Source organism: Sulfurimonas sp., from assembly GCF_041583195.1.
GTDB lineage: Bacteria > Campylobacterota > Campylobacteria > Campylobacterales > Sulfurimonadaceae > Sulfurimonas.
In genome coordinates this window covers 174,313-197,327 of sequence record NZ_JBFHGL010000001.1, presented here as the reverse complement: position 1 = coordinate 197,327, position 23,015 = coordinate 174,313, and the positions used below count along the sequence as shown (strand labels likewise).

Sequence of the window (23,015 nt, the reverse complement as noted above, 5' to 3'; positions counted from 1 at the left end):
AAATTTAGAATCTGAAGTTCATATTTGTGTATAGATAACGACCAGGTTCGTTTAGAAGAATAGTATCTCCTGCTCCAGTAGTTATAAGCGTAATATCTGAGTAAGTGTTACTCATAGCATAAGTTTTACCGAAAATGTTGTTTACACCGATAGTGAAGTCAAATTTTTTCTCTAAAGTGTGTTTGATACTTAAGTTTGCAACAGCCCATCCTGCTAGTTTCTGCTCACCATTGTCACTGTCAAAATCGCTCCATTTGTCACTAGCTTGTACTTCTAGTTTTACTAAGCTGTCTGCGGCATATTCATAGTTAACTGCCATAGAACCGCGAAGTGGAGCAATGTCTGCCAGATCAGTATCTGTTTGTCCAACTAATGCTTTGTCTTTTTCTCCAACTTTGTATGAAAGTGCAGCATCTATGCTTAGAGCATCTGTAGCATAATAAGTTGAAGTTACTTCTGCACCGTATATAGTCGCATCTATGTTGTCAAAAGCATTAGGAGATTGTCCTTTATGGTAGTAGATATAATCATCAAGCATCGAATAAAAAGTTTTTAGTTTAAAATCAAAACTATCAGATTGAACTTGGTAACCTAGATCAACTTGAGTATTTACAGTCTCTTTTAGTGTAGGTGTACCAACTACTACACCACCTGATTTGAAGTATAACTCTCTAGCATCAGGAACACGGCTGGCTTGTCCAGCACCAAAGAAGATAGAGTTATTCTTTCCAAGTGCATAGTTTGTAAACAGATTTACATTGTATGTATCAAAGTCTCTGTCTGTAAACATTGTACTAACATTTGTGATCTCAGTTGAATCGTATCTAGCACCAAGTTTAAGATCTAAATCACCAAAAGATTTTTTTAGTTTTGCAAAAACCGCCATATTTTTAGTGGTAGTTTCATCAATACTGTTACCTAAATATGCTCCGGATGTAGTGTTATAATATTCACCGCTCCATTTTCTCTCACTTCCGTCAAGTCCAATATCCATATCAGTTCCGGCTAGGTCTAAAGTATTGATGATTTTTAAACCTTCCATAGATGAATCCATATCGTTTGTTTTATCCATTGCCGGCATCATAGAAGCTTTTCTATATTGTGTACTCATTGGGTGAACTACAGTTGATTTGTAGTATTGGATATCTAAATCTTTATATAGGTTAGAAATATTAGATATTTTATAACCTACACTGTATATATCGCTATCGTCTTTTACGGCATCCATCGGAGTATTTGGATAAAGTACATTGTCACTTCTGTTTGCAGTGTATCCAAGGCGAAGTTCATGGTTATCTAATGGATTTACAAAAATCTTAGTCATTAAACTTTTTTTAGTATAAGCATCCATATCTTCATTAGCAGGTTTATATTGGTTACCCATTTGAGCACCGTTTTTTACAACTTGCTCTGCTAATGTATCACCGTTTCCATCTTCATATTGTTCAGAGTTTTCACGGCTGACACTAACTAATGCACGAACTATGTCGTTTCCACCACTTATCGTAGCACCGATTTTGTTGTATCCCCATGCACCCATACCGACATTTACTTCACCGCTTGGTTTTGCAGATGGTTTTTTAGTAGTAATTTTAACTCCGCCACTCATAGTTCCAAAAGTTTCTACATCATAAGGACCTTCAATAACTTCAATATCTTCTATTTGAGAAGCTAAAACGTGTGATACAGGCGGATCCATTCTATTTGGACATGCACCGCATACTTTAGTACCGTCAACCTCTATAGAGATATTGTCACGTTTTTGACCACGGATGATAATATCGTTTGCTATACCTGAACGTCTGTTCATATCAATACTTGGAACTTGTGTGCTAAGAGCATCTGCCAAGTCTGCTGATTTTTGAGCTTTCTGTGCTACTTCAGTAATATATGTTGATTCTACATTTATACTATCAAGTTCTATCTCTTGTGCATAAAGAGCACTTAAAGCCATTAATGATAACGGAATTATTTTTTTCATTCATTCTCCTAAAAAATTGTTGTTTGTGAAGTCTAGTGAAAGAGTGTTAAAAAAGCATTAATTTAAACAATAAAGTAGAAAAAAATTTGATAAAATTTCGTTATGAGTAAAATAGAAAAAATAAAACGTATAATATTAATAGCCTTAGGTTTTGGTTTAGCTACTTATCTGATCATGAGTGGTATGGCCATTTTAGATGCTGAAGATGCAAAAATGGAGCAAAATATTACAAAGTAATATCTACTCCTTTTGCAAAGTTCATAGTAACACAGTGAAGTGAACCGTGTTGCTTGATCAGTGTTGAACAATCAATTCCTACAATATCTAAATCTGTAAAAAAATCTTCAAATATTTTAAGTGCTTCTTCATCTTGTTTAATACCGTATACTGGTACTAAAACAGCTCCGTTAACAAATAAAAAATTAGCATATGTTGCAGGTAGTCTTTCATCTTCAAAATATACCGGATCACAAAATGGAAGAGTTACTAAGTTATAACTATTTTGGGATGCAATTACTTTTAATTCATCTTCCATTTTTTTAAGTTCATTAAAGTGTTCATCGTCCTTATTTTTTGGAGGTTCTACGTACATAATTGTATTTTGATCAACAAAACGGGCTAATGTATCTATATGTGAGTCTGTATCATCACCTGCTAGATAGCCGTGATCTAAGTAGTGGATCTTTGTTGCACCGAAGTAGTCGTTAAGTTTTTGAGTTATTTGAATTGAATCTAATGAGCTGTTTCTGTTTTTATTTAGCATACATTCACTTGTAGTAAGTATCGCATCAATTCCATTACTCTCAACACCACCGCCTTCTAATATAAAATCAATAGTATCAATAGGTTTTGAGTAGTGTTTAGAAATACTTTTCGTTAAAAGATTGTCTTTTTCTGCTTCAAACTTTCCACCCCAACCCGTAAATGTAAAATCAAGCAGTTTTATCTCTTTGTCCTCTTCTATACTTAGAGCAGAAGTGTCTCTTGCCCAGCAGTCGTTTGTTTCATATTCTATGAAAAATAGGTTTTTATTTTCTTCAAAATAACTTTTAGTCTCTTCAATATCTGTACAGACAACTAAACATTTTTGATATTTTATGATTGCATTTATAATATTTACAAAGTTTTTTCTTGCCTCTTCCAAACAGCAGATCCAGTCCGTATTTTTATGAGGGAAAATAATTTGTGTAAAACTTTGTTCTTCAAACTCGGCTATTAACCTTTTCATATGTATAATTCCTTTATGGCTTACATTACTCTAAACAAAAAACATTTTTTTAATAATCTTGACATTATCGCAAATAAAACTAAAACAATAGATAAAATTGCAGTAGTTTTGAAAGATAATGCATACGGGCATGGAATAGTCGAGATGGCTACTATGGCGAAAGAGTACGGGATCACAAAAGCAGTAGTAAGATGTGATGTAGAAGCAAAAATGATAGAAGATTTTTTTGACTATATATTGGTACTTGCAGAGATACCCAAAACGCCAAGTGAAAAAGTAAGATACACAATAAACGACATTAAAAAAATAGATAAATTTCCAAAAGATACAAAAGTTGAACTAAAAGTAGATTCAGGTATGCACAGAAACGGTGTGTCATATGAAGAGTTGGAAGAAGCTTTGAAACTTATAAAAGAACAAGGCTTAAAACTTGAGGGGATGTTCACCCACCACAGAAGTGCAGATGAACTTACAAGTGAGTGGTTCTGGCAAAATGAAAACTTCGCTAAGGCAAAAGAGAAAGTTAAAGAGTTAGGATATGATCTGCGTTTTCACTCAGCAAATTCAGCATCAACTATGAGACATTCTAATATTGATGAAGATATGGTTAGAGTAGGCATAGCAATATACGGTTGTTTTGAAAGTGATGCTATAGATACGAAAGAGTTTAAACCTGTCCTTTCTTTATGGGCTGAGAAAAACTCTCAAAGAGCAGTGAGTAAAGGTGAGAGAGTAGGGTATGGTGGTATATATACCTTTAGTGAAGATGAGGTTGTATCAAACTATGATTTTGGTTATGCAGACGGATTTCACAGACTTTGTTCAAACAATTACACGACACCAGAGGGTGAAAAACTAATAGGTCGTATATCCATGGATAATGCTAGCTTTTTATCCCAAAAGCAAGAGATTTTGGTTTTTGATAACGCAACAGAAGTCGCAAGATCGGCTCAAACGATCTCTTATGAGATCTTAACTTCTCTAAAAGCGTATATTAAAAGAGAGATTATTTAAGAGTTTATTTTGATGATCGCATCAGAGTAGATAACTCCGTCAACTCCTAAAAGAGCATAGTCTTCTATCTCATCGTCATCTTCGATCTTTACAAGTATTTTTGCATCAAATAGGTAGTTGTTTGCTAACTCCTGTGCTGTCTTTGCAAGATCTTTATCAACTAAAATGAAAGATGCTCCAAGGTTAGATGCATAGATGATCTCTGTGATGTTTTCTACTCTTAAACAAAAGTTTACACCGTTTTCTTTTGCATATACTATACTTTCTAAATTCTCTTCAGTATAGTCTAAAAGTACAGATGAATTTGGCGGAGTGTTGTTTATAGCATCTATATTTGCAACGTGATAAAAACTGCCGTGACCTGTTAAAAAATTTGGTATAAATCTATGCCCGATGATAATCATAATCTATCCTTTTTCTACGCACTCTTTTGAACAGTAGTATTTTGCATTGCTTAGAATCATGTCGTTAACTTCACAATAAACTCCGCAACTTGCACATTCTATCATATCATTTGCTTTTGGTGTTTGTTTTTTACTATCGTTTTGATCTTTTACCTGATTTGGTTTTTTCTTTATAAATAAAAAATATATTGTTGCTACTACAACGATAACTAGTAAAATTTTTAAAATCATAATTAAGCCTTCAGTAATAAATAGTGTCTGTTATTTGTTTGAATAATTTCATGTTGCATATTATCTGGGATCTCATTATACACGTTTTCGCCTTTGTAAAAAAGTACCTGTGTATGATCATCTCGAAAATTCTCACTAAGCTTTAGAAGCATATCAGTATCTGTAACTGCACGTGAAGTTACCAGATCAAATATTTTGCTATCCATTTCTTCTACACGTTTTTTTACGACATTTACGTTTGAGAGTCCTAGGTCTGCTTTAATAAACTGCAAAAAACTTGCACGTTTTGTAAGTGGTTCGGCTAAAGTTACCTCTGTATCTCTTAACGCCATTGCCAAAATCATTCCCGGAAAACCTGCCCCTGTACCTATGTCTAAAAGAGTTTCATATTTTGGCAGAAATTTTACAGGGTATACGGCATCATAGATAAATTCATCTATAGTCTGTTCATCTCTTGCACCGGTAAGGTTATGTGTTTTATTCCATTTTAACAGATGAGATTTATATTTTTTTACATTTTCATAAAAATCATCATTAAGCTCTATATTTTCTGCTTCTAAACGTTCTTTTAAATCCAAAATATACCTTTTAAAAATCTAATTATACATAAAATGTAAACAATAGGTTTTGAATATGAATAAATATTCATTTTATATTCATAATGTTTTCATCTATAAATTTTATTGTTTTATTTATAAAGTTTAATAATAGGAAGAAAATGGAAATTTTTAAAATACTAGTTAAGTATTACGCATATATGATTTTTATATTTTTTTTAGGCAGATTACTATTATTTATAGAGTATTTTAACAACTTTAAAGACAGCGGAGTTGATTATTGGCTGACTTTTATTTACGGCTTAAAAATGGATACTATCAGTGCATCTGTTTTACTTTTAATACCTTTAATAGTGTTGTCTTTTATGCCTAAAAATATTAGCAGATTTACAGATAAGTTTCTAAAGTACTACTTCTTGATAATATTATCAATTCTAATCTACATTGAAAATGCTACTTTTACTTTTTTAGCTCAATACGATGTTAGACCAAACTATCTTTTTGTAGAGTATCTGATTTATCCGCAAGAAGTATTTGCTATGATATTTGCTGATTATAAACTTGAACTGCTTATATTTTTTGTTATGATAGTTTTCTTTATATATCTGTTTTTAAAATATGATAAAAATGATTTCTCTAAAGTATATGAACAAAGTTATTTAAAAAGAGTTTTGATTTTTATAACTCTATTTATGGTACTTTTTATAGGTGCAAGGTCATCATTCGGTCACAGACCTGCTAATATCTCAGATGCGATGTATACATCTAACAGAATGGTAAATGAGATAACAAAAAACTCTGTATACAGTATTGCTTATGCAATATATGTAAGTAACAAACATGGAACTAATCAGATTAAAAAAATCTACGGAGACATGAATATTAAAGAAGCTTTTTTAAGAGTTACGAAAAGATTGAATATTAATAAAAGTGATCAGGAAGTTTCACTTTTAAGAGATGAGAAAACTCATTTTAAATCTGAAAAACCTAAAAATTTAATTATATTTGTTGAAGAGAGTTTAGGTTATCAATTTGTTAAAGCAGTTGGCGGGGAAGAAGGGATTACTCCAAATTTTAACAGATTAAGCAAAGAGGGAATCTTGTTTAAAGACCTGTATTCAAACGGAACTAGAAGTATCAGAGGTTTGGCAGGATTAAGTGCAGGTAACTTCTCTATACCCGGAAAAGGTGTTTTAAAGAGGAATAAGTCACAAAGAGACTATTTTACTATAGCATCAGCATTAAAGCCACTTGGTTACCATACATCGTTTATCTATGGAGGAGAGAGCAGATTTGATAATATGCGCAGTTGGTATTTAGGAAACGGTTTTGATGAAATACTAGATGAATCAGAGTTTGAAAACCCTACATTCAAATCATCATGGGGTGTATGTGATGAGGACTTGGTTGTTAGAGCAAATAAAAAATTCAAGAAAATGTATTTAGAAAATCAAAAATTTGCATCGGTGATGTTTTCTACATCTAATCATGCACCTTTTGAATGTCCTTATGAAAAGATAGATTTAGTCGATAAATCAAATGTTAAAAGTGTCAAAAATGCTGTAAAATATGCTGATTATGCAATAGGTAAGTTTATTGAACTTGCAAAAAAAGAAGATTATTATAAAGATACCGTAATAGTGGTAGTCGCTGATCATAATGTAAGGGTATACGGTGAGGATATAATTCCTATAGATATGTTTCATATACCAGGATTGATACTTGGCGGAGATATCAAACCTATGGTTTATGATAAAATTTCAACACAGCCTGATATATTGGCAACGGCACTAGATCTTATAGGAGTAGATTTAAGTTATCCAATTATGGGACAATCTATTTTCAGTGATAAAAAAAATAGTGTCTCACTTATGCAGTTTTATTCATACTATGCCCTTAGGGTAGATGACAAAGTTGCTGTTATAAGACCAAATAAAGAAGCTGTTACTTTTGCATATAAAGATCAACATCTTAGTCAAACAGAACATGATTTAGAATTAGAAAAAGATGCGTTAGCATTTATCTTGGCATTAGATTATATGTATGATAACAAGTTGTATAATAATAAAAAGGAAAACATTGAGAAATCAGCCAAAATATAATTTTTTTAAAAATACAAGTTATGCTTTAAGGGGTTTGGTTGATCTTATTAAAACAGAAAGATCATTTCAGATTGAGCTTGTAATAACAATTCTTTTACTGCCAGTAATCTTTTTCATTGACGTGAGTATAACGAATAAAGTTTTAATGTTTATCTCTTTAATGGGGATGCTTATAGCAGAAGCTATAAACAGTGCAATAGAGAGAGTTGTAGATTTGGTAACACTCGATCATCATATTATGGCTGGTCGTGCAAAAGATGTGGGAAGCAGTGTTGTGTTTTTGAGTATAACGGTTTTTGTAACTACATGGGGTATTGTCTTGGTTGATATGATAAAAGGGTAAAAATGAGAGTATTGGTGGTCGAAGATGATATTAAAATCGCACACTTTATCAAAAAAGGTTTGCAGGAAGAATCTTACAGTGTAGATGTAACTCATCATGGTGATGAAGCTATATATCTTGCTCAGGTTAATCCATACGATATTATTTTGCTTGATTTGATGCTTCCGGGTTCTGATGGTATGGATGTATGTACAAGTCTGAGGAATAAAGGTGTCAGTACACCAATAATTATGTTAACAGCCAGAAATAAACTTGAAGATAAAATAGACGGTCTTGACAGCGGTGCTGATGACTATTTGACTAAGCCGTTTGCTTTTGAAGAACTTTTAGCAAGGATCCGTGCACAACTTAGAAATAAAACACAGAGTTCTTCCATTATTACTGTAGGTGACTTAACAATAGATACAAATAAAAGAGAAGTTAAAAGAGCAGAAAATAAAATATCTTTAACGGTAAAAGAGTATGCATTACTTGAGCTTCTTGGACGAAATGCCAATAAACTTTTAACTGAAACTATCATAAAAGATAATTTGAGTGATATGGCACAAGAGACGATGAGTAATATAATAAATGTATATATATACCGTTTAAGAAATAAAATAGATAAAGGGTATGAGATAAAACTGCTTCATACTGTTCGCGGTTCAGGTTATATGCTGAGTGATCAAGATGTTTAAAAGTTTAAAAACAAAGCTTCTTTTTTATTTTTTTGTTTTTAATGTGGTAATACTTTGTTCTTTCAGTGTGTTTATTTATAACACTGCTCAAAAAGGTGTTACAGATTCATTAGATACATTGCTTAAAACTATATCTATTGACGCAATTCCAGATCTAAAAGAAAATGGTTTCATGGAAGCCAAAGATGTGTCATCGGAGTTGATAGAGGAGTTTGGAATAACGCCTTTGTATGTCAAGATTTTTTATTATGACAAAATTAAAAACAAGATTATAAAAGAAACGCTATCTCATTCACGAAAGTCATATATATTTGATATACCGTTGAATGTAGAACAAGATCTTTATAATGTAAATTATTTTGATAAAGATATTTATCGTGTGAGTTCAATCATACTACTTGAAGATGAAAAAACAAAAGTGATTTTTCAGCTCTCTACAACTAAGGTTGTTGATTCACCTTATTTAAACCAAATACTGACGAGTTTATTAATTGCAAATCCAATAATTTTGATTTTGATGTTATTTATCGTAAATGTATTGATAAATACAACGCTTAAACCAGTTAAGAAGGTTGTAGAAGATGTACATTCGATCTCTACAAAGAGTCTTACAAGCAGAATAACTACAGAAAAAATACCTACAGAAATAGAAGAGCTTGTTAAAACTTTTAATCAGCTTTTAGAAAATCTTGAAGAGGCATTTAATAGAATCTCATCTTTTAGCAGTGATGCTTCACACGAGCTAAAAACACCTCTTACTGTTATAAGAGGTGAGGTGGAAGTTGCACTAAGACAAGAAAGAACATCTTCAGAGTATAAAGAGATATTAGAAGATGTATTATCTGAAACAGTACGTGTTCAAGAAACAATAGAACAGTTGTTTTTACTTACAAAAAAAGACACAAATGAGTTAAAAGCTAATTTCAGAGAAGTTTATTTGGATGAAATTGTTTTAGATTGTGTTTCTCAAATAGAGAAATTTGCAACGAAAAGAACTGTAAATATAAAAATTAAAGAGATAATACCTGCAACTATATTTGCAAATGAGACACTTCTGAAAATAGCTATTGATAATATTCTAAGAAATGCAATAACATACAGTAAAGGTTCAAGTGAAGTATATATATCTGAAAGTGATAATAATTTAGAATATTTACTGACTATAGAAGATAACGGAAATGGGATCTCACAAGATGATCTTCCATTTATATTTGAACGTTTTTACAGAACAGATAAAGCACGTTCCCGTCAACAAGGCGGTACAGGGTTAGGACTTGCGATAGTTAAGATGATTTTAGACCTTCATAACTATAAAATAGATGTTCAAAGCATACTAAACGAAGGTACAAAAGTTATAATAAAAATACCAAAAATACTAGATGAATAAAAATTAATTTTATATTCATATTGCTTTCATACATAAACATTAATATTCTATAACTTAATAAAAGGATATTAATGAGAATAAGTTTTAAACCAATTACTCAGTATAATTTTATTATATTCTCAGCTGTTTTTTTTGGACTTTTTTATAATCAGTCATTCTTTCTAAATGTATTAAAAGTTTATAATCCTACTTTGAGTAATGTGATTTTTGTTATATCACTTTTTTTTGTTTTGGTAAGTTTCATAGTAATTATTTTTACACTATTTAGCTCTAGGTATACAACAAAACTAATATTGATAGCTACTTTATTTATTTCATCTTTTACTAGTTATTTTATGCAAACATACAATGTTGTAATAGATGAGGGTATGATTAGAAATTCACTGCAAACCAATTTAAACGAGTCTATGGATCTGTTTAGTTATAAATTAGTATTGTATGTATTTTTCCTTGGAATTATTCCATCGTATTATGTATATAAACAGCCAATAAAATTTAACTCTTGGCGTCAAGAGTTTTTTTCAAAACTAAAAGTTATAGGGATTGCTTTAGGCTTGATTGTAGTTTTACTTATATTATTTAGTAAGTTTTATGCATCTTTTTTCCGTGAACATAAGCCACTTCGGTATTACACAAATCCAACATATTGGATATATAGTATTGGAAAATACATGAGTAAAACATCTAAAACAGGTTCAGTAATTGTTCAAAGTATAGGTTTGGATGCAAAAGTAGAAGAAGAACAGGATGAAGCAAAAGAATTAGTTGTCCTTGTAGTTGGAGAAGCAGCTAGAGCAGACAGATTTTCTCTTAATAATTACAGCAGAGAAACAAATCCTTTATTATCTAAGGAAAATGATCTGGTTAGTTTTGAGAGTATGCACTCTTGCGGTACCTCTACGGCTGTTTCTGTTCCATGTATGTTTTCAATATTTACAAAAGATAATTATACGTATGACAAGGGGATGTCCACACAAAATATTTTAGATGTATTAGTAAATACCGGTTCAGTAGATATACTTTGGAGAGATAACAATTCAGATTCTAAAGGTGTAGCATTGCGTGTCCCTTATGAAGATTTTAGAACTCCCAAGACAAATACAGTTTGCGACACTGAATGCAGGGATGAAGGGATGCTTGTTGGACTTGATAAATATATTGAATTACACAAAAATAGAGATATATTGATAGTTTTGCATATGATGGGAAATCATGGACCGGCATACTATAAAAGATATACAAAAGAGTATGAAAAATTTAAACCAGTTTGTGAAACAAATCAACTAGAGGAATGCTCTGCAGAATCAATAAGTAATGCATATGATAATGCTATATTGTATACGGATTATTTTTTATCCAAAGTTATTGAATTTTTAAAACAATATGATAAAACTCATGAAGCTACAATGTTTTATATAAGCGATCATGGTGAAAGTCTGGGTGAGAGCGGTTTATATTTGCACGGTCTTCCTTACTTTATGGCACCTGATAATCAAACTCATGTAGCTTCAATCGTTTGGTTTGGTGATGGTATGAAAGAAGATATAAATACTACAACTTTGCAAAGCTACTCTAATAAAGATTTTACGCATGATAATATATTTCATTCTCTTTTGGGTTTATTTGAAGTAAATAGTAACTTGTATGATAAAAAGAAAGATGTTTTACATGATGCTAAAATTCCTGAGTAAAGAGTTATTGATAGCTCTAATATGTTTAATTTGTACATTGGTTATATTCGAAGTTACAGATCTAGATTATATTATTCAGGACTTGTTTTATGATTTTAGTACAAAAAAATGGATTCTAGATAGAAATGAGTATATTTTAGAACTAATATTTTATAGCGGTATTAAAAAAGTATTGGTTCTTTTTGCTGCAGGTATTTTAATTTCATTAACATTTTTTTATAAGACATCTTTTGTGAAAAAATATAAAAAAGGTCTCTTAGTTGTGATGTTATCAGCGATTTTTATTCCCTTGACTGTAGGAGTATTAAAAAAAATTACTAATACGCCTTGTCCCAAAAATATTGAACGTTATAACGGTAATTATCCAAATGTGAAAGTATTTGACGCTTATCCAAAAATATTTAAACAAGAATGTAAAATACGCTGTTGGCCAGCCGGTCATGCCAGTGGTGGTTTTGCACTACTATCGTTGTATTTTTTGTTTAAAAATCTTAAAAATAAGAAATATGCTTTATTATTTGGGCTTTTAGTAGGATGGAGTATGGGAATTTATAAAATGTTAATAGGGGATCATTTTATGAGCCATACTTTAGTTACGATGTTTTTAGCTTGGATAATAATTTTGAGTATAGATAAAGTTGTTAATTTGATTTTAATAAAGGAAAATGAAACTAAAGTAAATGCCCCATCTCATCTTTTTTAGTATCTAAATAACCTTTATTATGTGTATTAGCTTTCATAACAATAGGTACACGTTCAACAACTTCTACATCACTTATTGATTTTATTTTTTCAGGGTTGTTTGTAAGAAGTTTAATTTTATGTATATTAAAGTGCTGAAGTATCTCTGTAACTATTTCGTATGTACGCAGATCAGCTCCAAATCCAAGTTGATGGTTTGCTTCTATTGTGTTAAAACCTTGATCTTGAAGTGCATAAGCATTTACTTTATTTAAAAGGCCGATATTACGACCTTCTTGGCGAAGGTATATTACCATACCTCCCTCTTTTGAAATTAGGTCAAGTGCATATTCCAGCTGATCTCTACAGTCGCATTTCAAACTTCCGATAGCATCGCCTGTTAAACATTCTGAATGAACTCTTACTATCGGTATCTCTGCCAAATCTTTTGTATATATAGCTAAATGTTCTTTTTGTCCCTCTTTAAAAGCTTTTATTTTAAAGTCTCCAAACCTTGAGGGGAGGTTTGCTTCATTTGATATATTTATATCCATTAATAGTTATCCAAGTTAAAAAAGGTAGAATTTTACGCAGATTATAGCGAAATATTTTTAATCATAGGAAAAGTTTATGTTTGACAGATTTAGAAGAACAAGAATAAATAGCACTTTAAGAAAGCTAGTACGTGAAACAAGTGTAAGTACGGATGACCTTATATACCCGTTGTTTGTTAGAAGCGGTGAGAACATAAAAACTGAAGTGTCATCTATGCCTGGTGTGTACCAGATGAGTCTGGATGAGATACTAAAAGAGTGTGCAGAGTTACAAAAACTGGGGCTTAACTCAATCATTTTATTTGGTATACCTGATGTTAAAGACTCAATCGGGAGTGATTCTCTATGTGAACACGGAATTATTGCAAATGCAGTAAGAGAAGTTAAAAAAGCATTTCCAGATATGTTTGTTGTAACTGATCTTTGTTTTTGTGAATATACGGATCATGGTCACTGTGGAATAATAGATGAAAAGAATCAAACTGTAAATAATGATGCAACTTTAGAGATATCTGCTCAACAGGCTGTAGTTCATGCTAAAGCAGGGGCAGATATGATCGCACCATCAGGGATGATGGACGGTATAATTGAAACTCTTAGAGATGCACTTGACTCTGCAGGGTATGAGAATCTGCCAATTATGTCATACTCTACAAAATTTGCAAGCGGATACTATGGACCGTTTCGTGATGTAGCTGAATCAACACCTAGTTTTGGTGATAGATCTTCATATCAGATGGATCCGGCGAATCGTCGTGAAGCAATTGCGGAGAGTGTAAGTGATGAGATGCAAGGCGCCGATATACTTATGGTAAAACCTGTTCTTGCATACCTTGATGTGGTGCGTGAGATAAAAGATAATACTAGTAAACCATTAGCAGTGTATAATGTAAGTGGAGAATATGCAATGCTAAAAATGGCTGGTGCTCAAGGTTTAATAGATTACGACAGAGTTTTAATGGAAACTATGATCAGTTTTAAGCGTGCTGGTGCTGATATAATTATTACATATCATGCAAAAGAGATAGCAAGTTTACTAAAAAAGTAATTTTAAGTAAACATAAAGTAGAATAATTAACTCAAAAAATTTTAATATTTTTTACCTAGGAAAAACAGTGAGACATTTTTTAACACTCAAAGATTTTACAAAAGAGGAAATCTTAGAGATAATTGATATCGGTTTAGAGATAAAGAACAACCTTAAAAATGGTGTTTATAAAAAAGAGTTGGAGATGAAAACTCTTGGCATGATTTTTGAAAAAAGTTCAACTAGAACAAGGGTTAGTTTTGAAACAGGTATGTTTCAGCTAGGTGGGCATGCACTGTTTTTATCAAACCGTGATATACATTTGGGACGTGGTGAACCTGTAAAAGATACGGCTCGTGTTATTTCAAGTATGTGTGACATGGTGATGATCCGTACATTCGAGCAGTCTATGATAGAAGAATTTGCTTCTTACTCAAAAGTTCCTGTTATAAACGGACTTACAGACTCTTACCACCCAGTTCAACTCTTAGCTGATTATATGACTCTAGTTGAACATAATGCAGATAAAGATATTGTAGCGGCATATGTAGGTGATGGAAACAATATGACACACTCATGGATGATGTTAGCTGCAAAACTTGGATTTGAACTTCGTATAGCTACTCCAAAGGGTTATGAAGTTGATGCAGATATTTTAGCTACAACTCAAGAGATTGCTAAATCTAGCGGTGGAAAAATTGTAACTATGAACGATCCACAAGAAGCGGTAAAAGGTGCAACGGTTGTTACAACAGATACTTGGACATCAATGGGGCAAGAAGATGAAAAAGAACAGCGTATTAAGATCTTTAAGGGTTTCATGGTAGATGAACAAATGATGAATCTTGCTCAAGATGGTGCTAAATTTTTACATTGTTTACCTGCATACAGAGGACTTGAAGTTAGTGAAGATGTTTTTGAAAAACATGCAGATATCGTATTTAATGAAGCAGAAAACAGACTTCATGCCCAAAAAGGCTTAATGGTTTGGTTAGATAGAAAAAGAGGAGAGTAATTTGAAAATATTAGGGTTATTTTTATTAGCATGTAGTTTGTTATATGGTGCAAAAGCAGCAAAAGTTGTAAATGTTGGTGAGAAGTTTGCAGAGTCTAAAAACTGTAAAGCATGCCATTTACACTTAGTTCAAGACTGGCAAAAATCATGGCATGCAAAATCACACTTTAAAAAAGATGAGTATTTTCAAAAATCAATTGAGTACTACAGTAAAAAAACAAGAAAAAGTTTAAACGGTGTTAAAGTAGAGTGTGCAACTTGTCATAATCCTAGAATTTCAGTTACTTCTACAGGTATGGATTATGAGATTGAAGCTGTACTTGGACTTGATAAAGGTTCAAAAGTTAATAAGGCTTTAGATGATGATCATTTACAGGAGGGTATTAACTGTGTTGTATGTCACAATATAGATAAAATTCACTCAGACAGAGATCAATCATACCGTGGTATAAACAGAATTACATGGACACCATCTGGAGTTATGAGTGGACCATTTGATGATGCAAAATCTCCTTATCATAAGGTTGAATATAGAGACTTTATGGGCGGTAACTCAAACAAACTTTGTTTTGTTTGTCATGCAAATGATAAGAGCCATAGAAAGTTAGTATTTACAAATATGGAAAAAGAGTTTAAGTCTGGTGGTAAAAAATGTGTAGATTGTCATATGGGGCCAAAAAGGGAAGGCGTGGCATCTACTCTTAGAATAGAGAATGGTAAAGCTAAGAAACGTATGATTAGAAGCCATGGTTTTAAAGGTGCACATTATGAAGATATGATCAAAGATTCTTTAGAGTTAACTACTTGGCAAAAAGATGATGACATAGTTATTATGCTTGAAAACCCTCAACCTCATAATATCCCAAGTGGTATGGGTGCTCGTGAGCTATTGATAGAATTAGAGTATAAAAATGGAAGCAAAATTATAAAAAAAGATCTTGTTTCTTTAACAACTCACTATAAAGACAGAAAGAAAAAACCGACTATTCCACACTTAGCTAAAACTATGTCTAAAGATATGAGTGTACCGGCTCAAGGACAAAAAGTTATAAAAGTTAAAAGAGAGAAAGCTGCTAGAAGTGTTCAAGTTAGTGTTTATTATAGACTTGTAAATGATGAGGTTAGAGGTCTGTTGGATTTAAAAGATGAAATCTGGTCTAAGAAGATGCCAATAGCATCTAAAAGATTAAAGCTAAAGTAGAGATTACTTTAGCTTATTAGTATTTTATACCTGTAACTTCTCTGATCTTTTCTATCATAGGAGCGGCTACAGCTCTTGCTTTATCTGCACCAAGTTTTAAAATTTCTCTTACTTCATCTTGATTTTTTTCATAGTATTCACGTTTTTCTCTAAACTCTCTAAAGTATTCCCACATAACTTCAGCTAGATATATTTTAAAGTGGCCATGTCCTTCACCACCTTTTTTATATCTCTCTTGAAGTGCTATAAGGTTATCGCCTTCTAAAAATAGTTTAGCCATGTTATAAACATTACAAGTTTCATACTCTTTAGGCTCTTCAAGCGCTACTTGTTCAGTTACAATCTTTTTTATAGTTTTAAGTTGTTTTTTCTCTTCACCAAAGATGTTTACAACGTTTCCATAACTCTTTGACATCTTTTGCCCATCAATTCCAGGAACAGTTTGAACCTCTTCTTGAACACGAAATTCTGGCAGTGTTAAAATATCTCCGTATTCATTATTAAACTTTGTAGCTATATCACGAGCTATCTCTATGTGTTGAATTTGATCTTTTCCAACAGGTACAACCTCTGAGCTAAAAAGTAAGATATCTGCCGCCATTAAAACAGGATAAGAGAAAAGTGAATGGTTAGCAGCTATACCTTTAGCAGTTTTATCTTTATAACTATGTGCACGCTCTAACAGACCCATTGGTGTAAAAGAAGATAGTATCCAGTATAACTCTAAAACCTCTTTGACATCAGATTGAACCCAAAATGTAGATTTTTCAGGGTCTATTCCAAGAGCTAAAAAGTCTGTTGCTGCTTGCATAGTGAATTTTGATAAATCTTTACCACCACTGGTTTGGGCGTGATAGTTTGCGATAAAAGCAAATGTATCACTTGATTGTTGCGCATCTACCATCTGTTTGATTGATCCGAAATAGTTACCAATATGTAAATCTCCAGATGGTTGAATACCTGTTAATACTCTCATATATAATTTCCTAAATTTTTTTGCAATTATAGCAAAATTGATATCGGCTTTACGATAAGCTCCTAATAGCATAGATTTACATAGCTTTTTTAGGTAAAGTAAATGTTAATAGTGATATTATATAAATATAACAAAGGAGAGGGTAAGCCACTCTAAGTAAAGGATAAATTATGAATGTACAAGTACAATCAAAAGATGTAACATTACATGCTAACACAAAAGCTCATATTCAAGATGCAATAGAAAGTTTTACAAAATACTCATTAGAAATAACTTCAGTTAACGTTCGTATTAAAGCAGAAAAAAAAGGTGTAACAATAGAATTCGATATGCATATAGCTCATGCTGAACCTGTTGTGATCTCTCAGACAGATGATAGTCTAGATGCAGCTATTGATTTAGCAATTGAACGTGCTACAAAAGCACTTCGTCGTCTTCACGATAAAGTTGTAGCATCTCCAAAAGGTTCAATTAAAGACTTAGAAACTTTAGACTCTTAGTAGTCTAAAGTTCAAGGATACATTTTGTATACATGGATATTATGGTTCCATCTTCTCTCTCTCATCTCATGGTTTGCAGTTTTATTTTATATGCCTAGACTTTTTGTCTATCATGCTGAAAATATTGATAACAAAGGTTTTTGTGATGTGATCAAAGTGATGGAATTGAAAATTTATAAATATATTGGTGTTCCTGCTATGTGGGCTACTGTTTTAAGTGGCTTTTATATGGCGTTTGAACTTGGATTTGCAAATAATGCTTGGTTACACGCAAAAATATTTTTAGTAGCTATCTTAATGGCTTACTTTTTTTCATTAGGTATATTTAGAAAACAGTTTTTAAATGATGAATGTACAAAAAGCGGAAAGTTTTTTCGTGCATATAACGAAGTGCCGACTTTAATCTTAATGGTTGTGGTGTGGTTAGTGGTTTTTAAACCATTCTAACGCTCCCCACGCTTCTTAGCTTTAAACAATAACGGTGTCCCCGTAAAATCAAAAGCCTCTCTTAATTTATTTGTCAGATATCTTCTATATGTAAAGTGAAGACCTTTAGGTTTGTTCATAACAATAGCAATCTTCGGAGGACGTGTTTCATACTGAGTCGTATAGTATATACGTATAACCTGACCGTGCATAGTCGGTAGTTGATGGCGTTGTTGAGCCTTGTCTATTACTGCATTTAACTGTGAAGTTGTAATTCTTTGGGAATAGTTCTCATTGATTTTTAAGATCATATCATAAAGTTTATCTACACGTTGGTGAGTATTTGCAGATAATGTGATAATAGGTGCATAAGCTAAAAATTTAAATCTGTCACGTACTTCATTTTTTATCTTTTCAAACTCGTTTTTATCAGCTATATCCCATTTATTTAAAACAATAATACATGCAAGTCTATTTTGATCAACTAGTCCGGCTATCTTTTCATCAAGATCTAAAAACGGTTCACTAGCATCAAGAACAACTAATGCCATATTTGCATTTTCAAGCATCTCTTTTGTACGCATAAGTGCGTAACGCTCAATTCCTTCTATCTTACCGCGACGTCTAAGACCTGCAGTATCAACAAATGTAAGCTGCTTTCCTTCATAGTCAATACTTTCATCAATAGGATCGATTGTAGTACCGCTTACTTCACTAACAACTGAACGTTCTTCTCCAAGAAGTGCATTTAAGAGTGAACTTTTTCCAACATTTGTACGCCCTATAATGGCAATTTTTATATGGTTTATATCGTTTTCGTCAAATTCTTTGATTTTATCATTTTGAGCAAATATAGAATCATCCTCTACCTCTTCTTCATCAGTATAGAAATAACCGTCATCCTCATCTTCATCAAATTGTGCAAAGAACTCTTCATCGCTAAGTTCATCTTCATAGTCAAATCTTTCAGGTTCACTTACAACATCTTCCATAGATTCATCTATTTTATCTGATTCAGGGATTTGATTATACAACCATTCAAGAAGATCAACTGTACCGCGGTTGTGAGATACAGATATACCAAAGATTGCATCACATCCAAACTCGTAAAAATCCCAGAGTTTATCTTTCATTTTATCATTATCGATTTTATTTACAACTAGAGCTATATCTTTACCCATAGTTTGCAGTTCATAAAAAAGCTTTTTATCTTCATCCTCAGGAAGACCTTTGCCATCAACCATGTAAAGAATAATATCTGCCTTATGGGCAGCTTTTAGAGACATCTCTTTTATTTTATCATATAGCTCACAACCCTTATCTAGTCCACCTGTATCAAGAATTAAAGCACGTTTATCATTGATTATTACTTCGCGTCTCTTAACATCACGGGTAGTACCTGCTAAATCAGAAGTAATTGCATCTCTTTTTTTTACTAATCTATTAAATAGTGAACTTTTACCTACATTAGGGCGTCCGATGATCGCAATTTTTTTCATGATATACCTTGTTTTTTTAATGGATAGAAAGTAATAAACTTATTATATTGATGGAATTATACCGAAGTTTTAAAAAATACGTTTTGATTGAATGTAAGTAAGAGACATATATGGTGGATTGGAATTATTCCAATACCATCCATACATAGTACCTGTTGTTTCTTGGATCTCTCCAAGTATCTTTTATTTTAGCATTAACTTTATTGTTTGCTTTTATTGTAGCTGATGATTTGTGCCCTGAACTGTAATATGCCGCAGTTTCTTTTTGTGTTGAAAAAGATTCGCTTTGCACTTCAACACCTTGCTGTTTAGATAGTTTCTCTAAAGCTCTATCCATAGCAACTTGTTCTTGCGCCGCGTCCCCTTTCATATGTGTATCACAAATACCTACAGCACCTTCAGTGTGATTATAAACCCAATCAGGTCTTTCATTTTGTGCCTTAGCTGCAGGAACTGGACCCATACAGCCATTTAAAAGTAGAATTAAAGCAGCTAAACTAACTTTAAAAAATAGTTTCATTATTATTCAGCTGGGAATTCTTTTTCTAACTCATCTAAAGCATTTTTAGCTTGAAATTGTTGCCATAGTGCTTCATCATTTTTGAAGCTAGTTTTAACAGTTTCTTGAGCTTGTTTGTTAATAGCTTTTTCTGACTCTGGAGACACAGCTACTAGTACATATAAGTTTCCATCTTTTGCAGACCATTGTTTAACTATTCTAGAACCAGTTAAAGTAACTTTTGCAGTTTGTTTTGTAACACTAGTTGTAACAGCATCTATAGTTTCAGAATCACCGTTACCAGTAGATCTCATAAAATCTTCAACTTTAGATTTAACTTTTGTCTCGATTTGGTGAGCTAAATTTTGACGACCATTAGCTTCAGCTTTTTTTCTTCTCATAGATTCCATTTTTGAATTTCCGATACCAACAGCTGCATACTCTGCACCTTCTATAAACTGAGTACAAACCCATTCAGGAGCTAGTTGTCCACCTTTTGTACGACATCTGTCATCTACTGTTTCTTCTTCCGGAGCTGGAGCAGCACCTCCACATCCTGTAATTGTCGCAGCAACTAAACCTGCTAAAGCCATTGAAGTAATTGATTTGATCATACGATCTCCCTTTATATTTTTAAGTTTAAAAAATTATACTCTCATCAGTCTTAAATAAATATTATTAAATATTATTTTTTTTATTTAACTCCAATAAAGTCAAAAATACCTAGTTTTTTGATCTTACTCTTTTGATGAACAGCCGTTTGAGCCTTTGCATCTGAATAGTTTTTTCTGGATTTTGCAGAAAATGTATGCTGTCTGAAAGCTACTCTTTTTTTGTTTAAATCATATGTAGAATACTTTACAAGAGATTTTGATCTGTTAAAACCATACTCTTGAACATTTTCAGTTGTTGATGTTATTAAAAGTCTCAAAGATTTTTCACTTTTTGGTTTAGAGCTTAGTTCTAAGCCTGTTTCTAAGAGTGCATCTTTAACATTCTTTACATATATTCTTGAGTTTATGTCAGGTAATACGTATATACTAATTTGTTCTTTTAAATCTATATATTCATCTTGTAAATTGTTTAAATAGTTTATTTCATCATTATTGCTTGTACTTAGGGTAATATGTTTAGCTTGAACGATAGAAGCTAGTTTAGGAAAATCTTTCATCCCATTGTATAAAACACTGAATTTTTTAATCCAAGGATCTTTATCGCCCATAAGTGCATAATTTTCTTTTGAACTTTTTAGCCTTTTGTTCGAGATCATATTGAATTTTTCAAAAACAGATTTTCTAGGAAGTTTTAGCAGTACCAATTCTAGATTATTGAAATTGGCTTTTTTATCAATTTTAATGTCTGCTAGAGACATAGTGTTAATCAAGTGTTCGTTTTCTTTTAATATTTGAGATATAAGTTCTTGGTCATTAACTTTTATCTTACTGGTTTTGTTGCTAAAAGATGAGTCGAGTTCTTCTATAATTTCATTTCTCATATTTGCAATAGCTTTGTTCTTTGCATGAGTAACGGTATTTCCTGAGCCTACAGCGTAAAAGTATTTAAAGTCTTTAGGTTTTGAAGTATACCAGCTTGGTGCATGTCTTGGTTTTGGTGCTGAACATGCTGTGAATATAGCTATAGTTATCGCCATTATTATGTATTTAAACATATTATCCCCTGTTCTATTTTTATATCAAATTCTATCTTAAAAGTTTTAAATAATACTTGATGTGTATAATTCGTATTATGAAATATTATGGATACGAAAATTTTAGAGAAGATACAAAAAAACTTATTAAACAAGCAACAGATTTTAAACCTGATGCAATAGTAGCTATAGCTCGTGGAGGCTTAACTATAGCACATTGTATGGCTGAAGGTTTGGATATCAGAGAAGTTCATTCCCTTAGAACTGAACTTTATGATGATACACAAAAAAGAGATTCAATAAGTGTATATAATAACTGTGAATTTTTTGAGTCAGTGAAAAGAGTGATAGTAGTTGATGATATATCTGACAGTGGAGATACGCTTGATGCTGTTATGAAAGAATTAAAAAGTAAAAACTCAAATATAGAGTTTAAATCAGCTACACTTTTTTATAAAAAAACATCTATCTATAAACCCGATTTCTGGGTTAATGAAGCTAATGAGTGGATAGAGTTTTTTTGGGAGAAAGACTTTAAGGATTAAGTCTTCTCTTAATGGTTTAATAACCGCCGCAGTAATTCCCGTCACATCCTGGCACAGCACCTGCATCTTTAGCATTTCCAATTAGAAACTTTTGAAGAGATTTAACTCTTTTTTTTGTTAAGTATCCTGTATCTAGTTCTTTAAGGGCATCAGGTTCATCTTTATGAAGTGTTTTAAACGGTGTTTTTGATTCATCAAAGATTCCTTCCCATTCATATATTGTGTGCATTTTAGCACCGCGGAACGGACTACCGTGACAAGATATACAAACTTTTTTATATACTTTCATACCTTTAGAATTATAAGCATATAAACTCTGACTTGATATAATTAGCGCAACGATTAAAAGTAGCTTTTTCATTGTTTTTTCCTTTTGTCTAATCTTTTTTTAACATCTTTTAAAATAAAGTTAAAATCAACCACATCCCAGTATCCTAGTGAATAATCTATAATGTTTTCATCTTTATCCAAAAAGTAGATCATAGGAGTAGCTTTTGCATTAAGTTTACTAGGAAAATAGTCTTTATCTTTCATAACTATTACTGAGATGTAGTCTTTGTTGATCTTATTTACAATATCTTTATTTTTAAGTGTAGTCTCTTTTAGTTTTTTGCAGAACTTACAGTTTTTAGAAGTTATAAAAACAAAAAGAAGTTTGTTCTCTTTTTTTGCACTCTCTAGTGCTGTTTTGTAGTTGTTCTGCCACTCTATTGAGTTTGCTAAAAGTGAAATACTTAGAAGAAATGTAAGTATTAGAAGTTTCATAATCTGCCTTTATCAAAAAAATGATAAGTGCAGGTTAACGAAATTTAGTTTAATATAAACTTTT

Annotated in this window: 27 protein-coding genes; 14 read left to right on the top strand and 13 right to left on the bottom strand. The window is 32.0% G+C overall.

The features are described from left to right. Nucleotides 1–4 precede the first annotated feature (4 nt). A complete protein-coding gene (locus ABZA65_RS00990; protein ID WP_373069658.1) occupies nucleotides 5–1,981 on the bottom strand; it encodes a TonB-dependent receptor in 1,977 nt (658 codons plus the stop codon). Between the two features lie 102 nt (nucleotides 1,982–2,083). Here ABZA65_RS00990 and ABZA65_RS00985 point away from each other — a divergent pair, with 102 nt between their 5' ends. Beyond that, nucleotides 2,084–2,218 carry a hypothetical protein gene (locus ABZA65_RS00985; RefSeq protein ID WP_373069657.1) on the top strand — a complete coding sequence of 45 codons (135 nt, stop codon included), beginning with the start codon at nucleotides 2,084–2,086 and terminating at the stop codon, nucleotides 2,216–2,218. On the opposite strand, the gene ABZA65_RS00980 is transcribed toward ABZA65_RS00985, so the two are convergent. Further along, a complete protein-coding gene (locus tag ABZA65_RS00980) occupies nucleotides 2,208–3,209 on the bottom strand; it encodes an agmatine deiminase family protein (RefSeq protein WP_373069655.1) in 1,002 nt (333 codons plus the stop codon). The genes ABZA65_RS00985 and ABZA65_RS00980 overlap by 11 nt on opposite strands. Here ABZA65_RS00980 and ABZA65_RS00975 point away from each other — a divergent pair, their 5' ends adjacent. After that, complete coding sequence (locus tag ABZA65_RS00975; RefSeq protein WP_373069653.1) at nucleotides 3,210–4,223, top strand: alanine racemase; 1,014 nt, start codon at nucleotides 3,210–3,212, stop codon at nucleotides 4,221–4,223. On the opposite strand, the gene ABZA65_RS00970 is transcribed toward ABZA65_RS00975, so the two are convergent. Genes ABZA65_RS00970 through rsmG form a run of 3 tightly spaced genes read right to left on the bottom strand, consistent with a single transcriptional unit; the run spans nucleotide 4,220 to nucleotide 5,436 of the window. Then, complete coding sequence (locus ABZA65_RS00970) at nucleotides 4,220–4,627, bottom strand: hypothetical protein (protein WP_373069651.1); 408 nt, start codon at nucleotides 4,625–4,627, stop codon at nucleotides 4,220–4,222. The two genes, ABZA65_RS00975 and ABZA65_RS00970, sit on opposite strands and share 4 nt — an antisense overlap. Before the next feature lie 3 nt (nucleotides 4,628–4,630). Beyond that, on the bottom strand, nucleotides 4,631–4,858 hold the full coding sequence (locus tag ABZA65_RS00965; RefSeq protein WP_373069649.1) for a PP0621 family protein: 228 nt from the start codon (nucleotides 4,856–4,858) through the stop codon (nucleotides 4,631–4,633). Nucleotides 4,859–4,860: 2 nt separating this feature from the next. Next, the gene (gene rsmG / locus ABZA65_RS00960) at nucleotides 4,861–5,436 is read right to left on the bottom strand and encodes a 16S rRNA (guanine(527)-N(7))-methyltransferase RsmG (RefSeq protein ID WP_373069647.1); all 576 of its coding nucleotides are present in this window, start codon (nucleotides 5,434–5,436) and stop codon (nucleotides 4,861–4,863) included. Between the two features lie 140 nt (nucleotides 5,437–5,576). On the opposite strand from rsmG, the gene ABZA65_RS00955 reads away from it, so the two are divergent. From ABZA65_RS00955 to ABZA65_RS00930, 6 genes are all read left to right on the top strand, one after another. Continuing rightward, nucleotides 5,577–7,517: an LTA synthase family protein gene (locus tag ABZA65_RS00955; protein WP_373069645.1), complete on the top strand. Its 1,941-nt coding sequence runs from the start codon at nucleotides 5,577–5,579 to the stop codon at nucleotides 7,515–7,517. Continuing rightward, nucleotides 7,495–7,860 carry a diacylglycerol kinase gene (locus ABZA65_RS00950; RefSeq protein WP_373069643.1) on the top strand — a complete coding sequence of 122 codons (366 nt, stop codon included), beginning with the start codon at nucleotides 7,495–7,497 and terminating at the stop codon, nucleotides 7,858–7,860. Before ABZA65_RS00955 ends, ABZA65_RS00950 begins: the two co-directional genes overlap by 23 nt. A 2-nt stretch (nucleotides 7,861–7,862) precedes the next feature. Next, a complete protein-coding gene (locus ABZA65_RS00945; RefSeq protein ID WP_373069641.1) occupies nucleotides 7,863–8,537 on the top strand; it encodes a response regulator transcription factor in 675 nt (224 codons plus the stop codon). 67 nt (nucleotides 8,538–8,604) lie between these two features. Continuing rightward, complete coding sequence (locus tag ABZA65_RS00940) at nucleotides 8,605–9,924, top strand: sensor histidine kinase (protein ID WP_373069639.1); 1,320 nt, start codon at nucleotides 8,605–8,607, stop codon at nucleotides 9,922–9,924. 71 nt (nucleotides 9,925–9,995) lie between these two features. Then, a complete protein-coding gene (locus ABZA65_RS00935) occupies nucleotides 9,996–11,615 on the top strand; it encodes a phosphoethanolamine transferase (RefSeq protein WP_373069637.1) in 1,620 nt (539 codons plus the stop codon). Between the two features lie 37 nt (nucleotides 11,616–11,652). Next, nucleotides 11,653–12,318 (top strand): phosphatase PAP2 family protein, encoded by a 666-nt coding sequence (locus tag ABZA65_RS00930; RefSeq protein ID WP_373069635.1) that lies wholly within the window; start codon nucleotides 11,653–11,655, stop codon nucleotides 12,316–12,318. Here ABZA65_RS00930 and ribA read toward each other — a convergent pair. Next, entirely contained in the window at nucleotides 12,287–12,850 is a 564-nt protein-coding gene (gene ribA, locus ABZA65_RS00925) for a GTP cyclohydrolase II (RefSeq protein WP_373069633.1), read from the bottom strand. The genes ABZA65_RS00930 and ribA overlap by 32 nt on opposite strands. Before the next feature lie 76 nt (nucleotides 12,851–12,926). Here ribA and hemB point away from each other — a divergent pair, with 76 nt between their 5' ends. From hemB to ABZA65_RS00910, 3 genes are all read left to right on the top strand, one after another. Next, nucleotides 12,927–13,898: a porphobilinogen synthase gene (hemB, locus tag ABZA65_RS00920; protein WP_373069631.1), complete on the top strand. Its 972-nt coding sequence runs from the start codon at nucleotides 12,927–12,929 to the stop codon at nucleotides 13,896–13,898. Nucleotides 13,899–13,965: 67 nt separating this feature from the next. Beyond that, nucleotides 13,966–14,892: an ornithine carbamoyltransferase gene (gene argF, locus ABZA65_RS00915; RefSeq protein ID WP_373069629.1), complete on the top strand. Its 927-nt coding sequence runs from the start codon at nucleotides 13,966–13,968 to the stop codon at nucleotides 14,890–14,892. A gap of 1 nt (nucleotide 14,893) precedes the next feature. Next, a complete protein-coding gene (locus ABZA65_RS00910; RefSeq protein ID WP_373069627.1) occupies nucleotides 14,894–16,093 on the top strand; it encodes a hypothetical protein in 1,200 nt (399 codons plus the stop codon). 16 nt (nucleotides 16,094–16,109) lie between these two features. Here the strand turns inward: ABZA65_RS00910 and trpS are convergent, their stop codons facing one another. Beyond that, nucleotides 16,110–17,069, bottom strand: a complete 960-nt coding sequence (trpS, locus tag ABZA65_RS00905; RefSeq protein WP_373069625.1) for a tryptophan--tRNA ligase — start codon at nucleotides 17,067–17,069, stop codon at nucleotides 16,110–16,112. Nucleotides 17,070–17,239: 170 nt separating this feature from the next. Here trpS and hpf point away from each other — a divergent pair, with 170 nt between their 5' ends. Next, the gene (gene hpf / locus ABZA65_RS00900; protein ID WP_373069622.1) at nucleotides 17,240–17,569 is read left to right on the top strand and encodes a ribosome hibernation-promoting factor, HPF/YfiA family; all 330 of its coding nucleotides are present in this window, start codon (nucleotides 17,240–17,242) and stop codon (nucleotides 17,567–17,569) included. A 24-nt stretch (nucleotides 17,570–17,593) separates the two neighbouring features. Continuing rightward, nucleotides 17,594–18,016 carry a protoporphyrinogen oxidase HemJ gene (gene hemJ, locus ABZA65_RS00895; protein ID WP_373069620.1) on the top strand — a complete coding sequence of 141 codons (423 nt, stop codon included), beginning with the start codon at nucleotides 17,594–17,596 and terminating at the stop codon, nucleotides 18,014–18,016. Here hemJ and der read toward each other — a convergent pair. The 4 genes from der to ABZA65_RS00875 all read right to left on the bottom strand — a co-directional run bounded on the left by der (nucleotide 18,013) and on the right by ABZA65_RS00875 (nucleotide 21,662). Continuing rightward, on the bottom strand, nucleotides 18,013–19,494 hold the full coding sequence (gene der / locus ABZA65_RS00890) for a ribosome biogenesis GTPase Der (RefSeq protein WP_373069618.1): 1,482 nt from the start codon (nucleotides 19,492–19,494) through the stop codon (nucleotides 18,013–18,015). The two genes, hemJ and der, sit on opposite strands and share 4 nt — an antisense overlap. Before the next feature lie 124 nt (nucleotides 19,495–19,618). After that, nucleotides 19,619–20,014 carry a hypothetical protein gene (locus ABZA65_RS00885; protein ID WP_373069616.1) on the bottom strand — a complete coding sequence of 132 codons (396 nt, stop codon included), beginning with the start codon at nucleotides 20,012–20,014 and terminating at the stop codon, nucleotides 19,619–19,621. Between the two features lie 2 nt (nucleotides 20,015–20,016). Next, the gene (locus tag ABZA65_RS00880) at nucleotides 20,017–20,607 is read right to left on the bottom strand and encodes an LPP20 family lipoprotein (protein WP_373069614.1); all 591 of its coding nucleotides are present in this window, start codon (nucleotides 20,605–20,607) and stop codon (nucleotides 20,017–20,019) included. An 80-nt stretch (nucleotides 20,608–20,687) separates the two neighbouring features. After that, on the bottom strand, nucleotides 20,688–21,662 hold the full coding sequence (locus tag ABZA65_RS00875) for an LPP20 family lipoprotein (protein WP_373069612.1): 975 nt from the start codon (nucleotides 21,660–21,662) through the stop codon (nucleotides 20,688–20,690). Nucleotides 21,663–21,739: 77 nt separating this feature from the next. Between ABZA65_RS00875 and ABZA65_RS00870 the strand changes: the two genes are divergently transcribed. Next, nucleotides 21,740–22,186 carry a phosphoribosyltransferase gene (locus ABZA65_RS00870; protein WP_373069610.1) on the top strand — a complete coding sequence of 149 codons (447 nt, stop codon included), beginning with the start codon at nucleotides 21,740–21,742 and terminating at the stop codon, nucleotides 22,184–22,186. 16 nt (nucleotides 22,187–22,202) lie between these two features. Here ABZA65_RS00870 and ABZA65_RS00865 read toward each other — a convergent pair whose 3' ends face one another. Both ABZA65_RS00865 and ABZA65_RS00860 read right to left on the bottom strand, forming a co-directional pair. Next, the gene (locus ABZA65_RS00865; RefSeq protein ID WP_373069608.1) at nucleotides 22,203–22,547 is read right to left on the bottom strand and encodes a hypothetical protein; all 345 of its coding nucleotides are present in this window, start codon (nucleotides 22,545–22,547) and stop codon (nucleotides 22,203–22,205) included. Further along, a complete protein-coding gene (locus ABZA65_RS00860; RefSeq protein WP_373069606.1) occupies nucleotides 22,544–22,951 on the bottom strand; it encodes a thioredoxin family protein in 408 nt (135 codons plus the stop codon). Before ABZA65_RS00860 ends, ABZA65_RS00865 begins: the two co-directional genes overlap by 4 nt. Between the last annotated feature and the right edge of the window lie 64 nt (nucleotides 22,952–23,015).

Excerpts from the sequence above, each read along its gene's own strand:
- ABZA65_RS00955 (WP_373069645.1), top strand. The coding sequence starts at position 5,577 with ATGGAAATTTTTAAAATACTAGTTAAGTATTACGCATATATGATTTTT.
- hpf (WP_373069622.1), top strand. The coding sequence starts at position 17,240 with ATGAATGTACAAGTACAATCAAAAGATGTAACATTACATGCTAACACA.
- der (WP_373069618.1), bottom strand. The coding sequence starts at position 19,494 with ATGAAAAAAATTGCGATCATCGGACGCCCTAATGTAGGTAAAAGTTCA.
- ABZA65_RS00980 (WP_373069655.1), bottom strand. The coding sequence starts at position 3,209 with ATGAAAAGGTTAATAGCCGAGTTTGAAGAACAAAGTTTTACACAAATT.
- ABZA65_RS00965 (WP_373069649.1), bottom strand. The coding sequence starts at position 4,858 with ATGATTTTAAAAATTTTACTAGTTATCGTTGTAGTAGCAACAATATAT.
- ABZA65_RS00885 (WP_373069616.1), bottom strand. The coding sequence starts at position 20,014 with ATGAAACTATTTTTTAAAGTTAGTTTAGCTGCTTTAATTCTACTTTTA.
- ABZA65_RS00935 (WP_373069637.1), top strand. The coding sequence starts at position 9,996 with ATGAGAATAAGTTTTAAACCAATTACTCAGTATAATTTTATTATATTC.
- ABZA65_RS00985 (WP_373069657.1), top strand. The coding sequence starts at position 2,084 with ATGAGTAAAATAGAAAAAATAAAACGTATAATATTAATAGCCTTAGGT.
- ABZA65_RS00990 (WP_373069658.1), bottom strand. The coding sequence starts at position 1,981 with ATGAAAAAAATAATTCCGTTATCATTAATGGCTTTAAGTGCTCTTTAT.
- trpS (WP_373069625.1), bottom strand. The coding sequence starts at position 17,069 with ATGAGAGTATTAACAGGTATTCAACCATCTGGAGATTTACATATTGGT.
- ABZA65_RS00975 (WP_373069653.1), top strand. The coding sequence starts at position 3,210 with ATGTATAATTCCTTTATGGCTTACATTACTCTAAACAAAAAACATTTT.
- hemB (WP_373069631.1), top strand. The coding sequence starts at position 12,927 with ATGTTTGACAGATTTAGAAGAACAAGAATAAATAGCACTTTAAGAAAG.
- ABZA65_RS00860 (WP_373069606.1), bottom strand. The coding sequence starts at position 22,951 with ATGAAACTTCTAATACTTACATTTCTTCTAAGTATTTCACTTTTAGCA.
- ABZA65_RS00880 (WP_373069614.1), bottom strand. The coding sequence starts at position 20,607 with ATGATCAAATCAATTACTTCAATGGCTTTAGCAGGTTTAGTTGCTGCG.
- ABZA65_RS00970 (WP_373069651.1), bottom strand. The coding sequence starts at position 4,627 with ATGATTATCATCGGGCATAGATTTATACCAAATTTTTTAACAGGTCAC.
- ABZA65_RS00870 (WP_373069610.1), top strand. The coding sequence starts at position 21,740 with ATGAAATATTATGGATACGAAAATTTTAGAGAAGATACAAAAAAACTT.
- ABZA65_RS00875 (WP_373069612.1), bottom strand. The coding sequence starts at position 21,662 with ATGTTTAAATACATAATAATGGCGATAACTATAGCTATATTCACAGCA.
- ABZA65_RS00945 (WP_373069641.1), top strand. The coding sequence starts at position 7,863 with ATGAGAGTATTGGTGGTCGAAGATGATATTAAAATCGCACACTTTATC.
- ABZA65_RS00865 (WP_373069608.1), bottom strand. The coding sequence starts at position 22,547 with ATGAAAAAGCTACTTTTAATCGTTGCGCTAATTATATCAAGTCAGAGT.
- ribA (WP_373069633.1), bottom strand. The coding sequence starts at position 12,850 with ATGGATATAAATATATCAAATGAAGCAAACCTCCCCTCAAGGTTTGGA.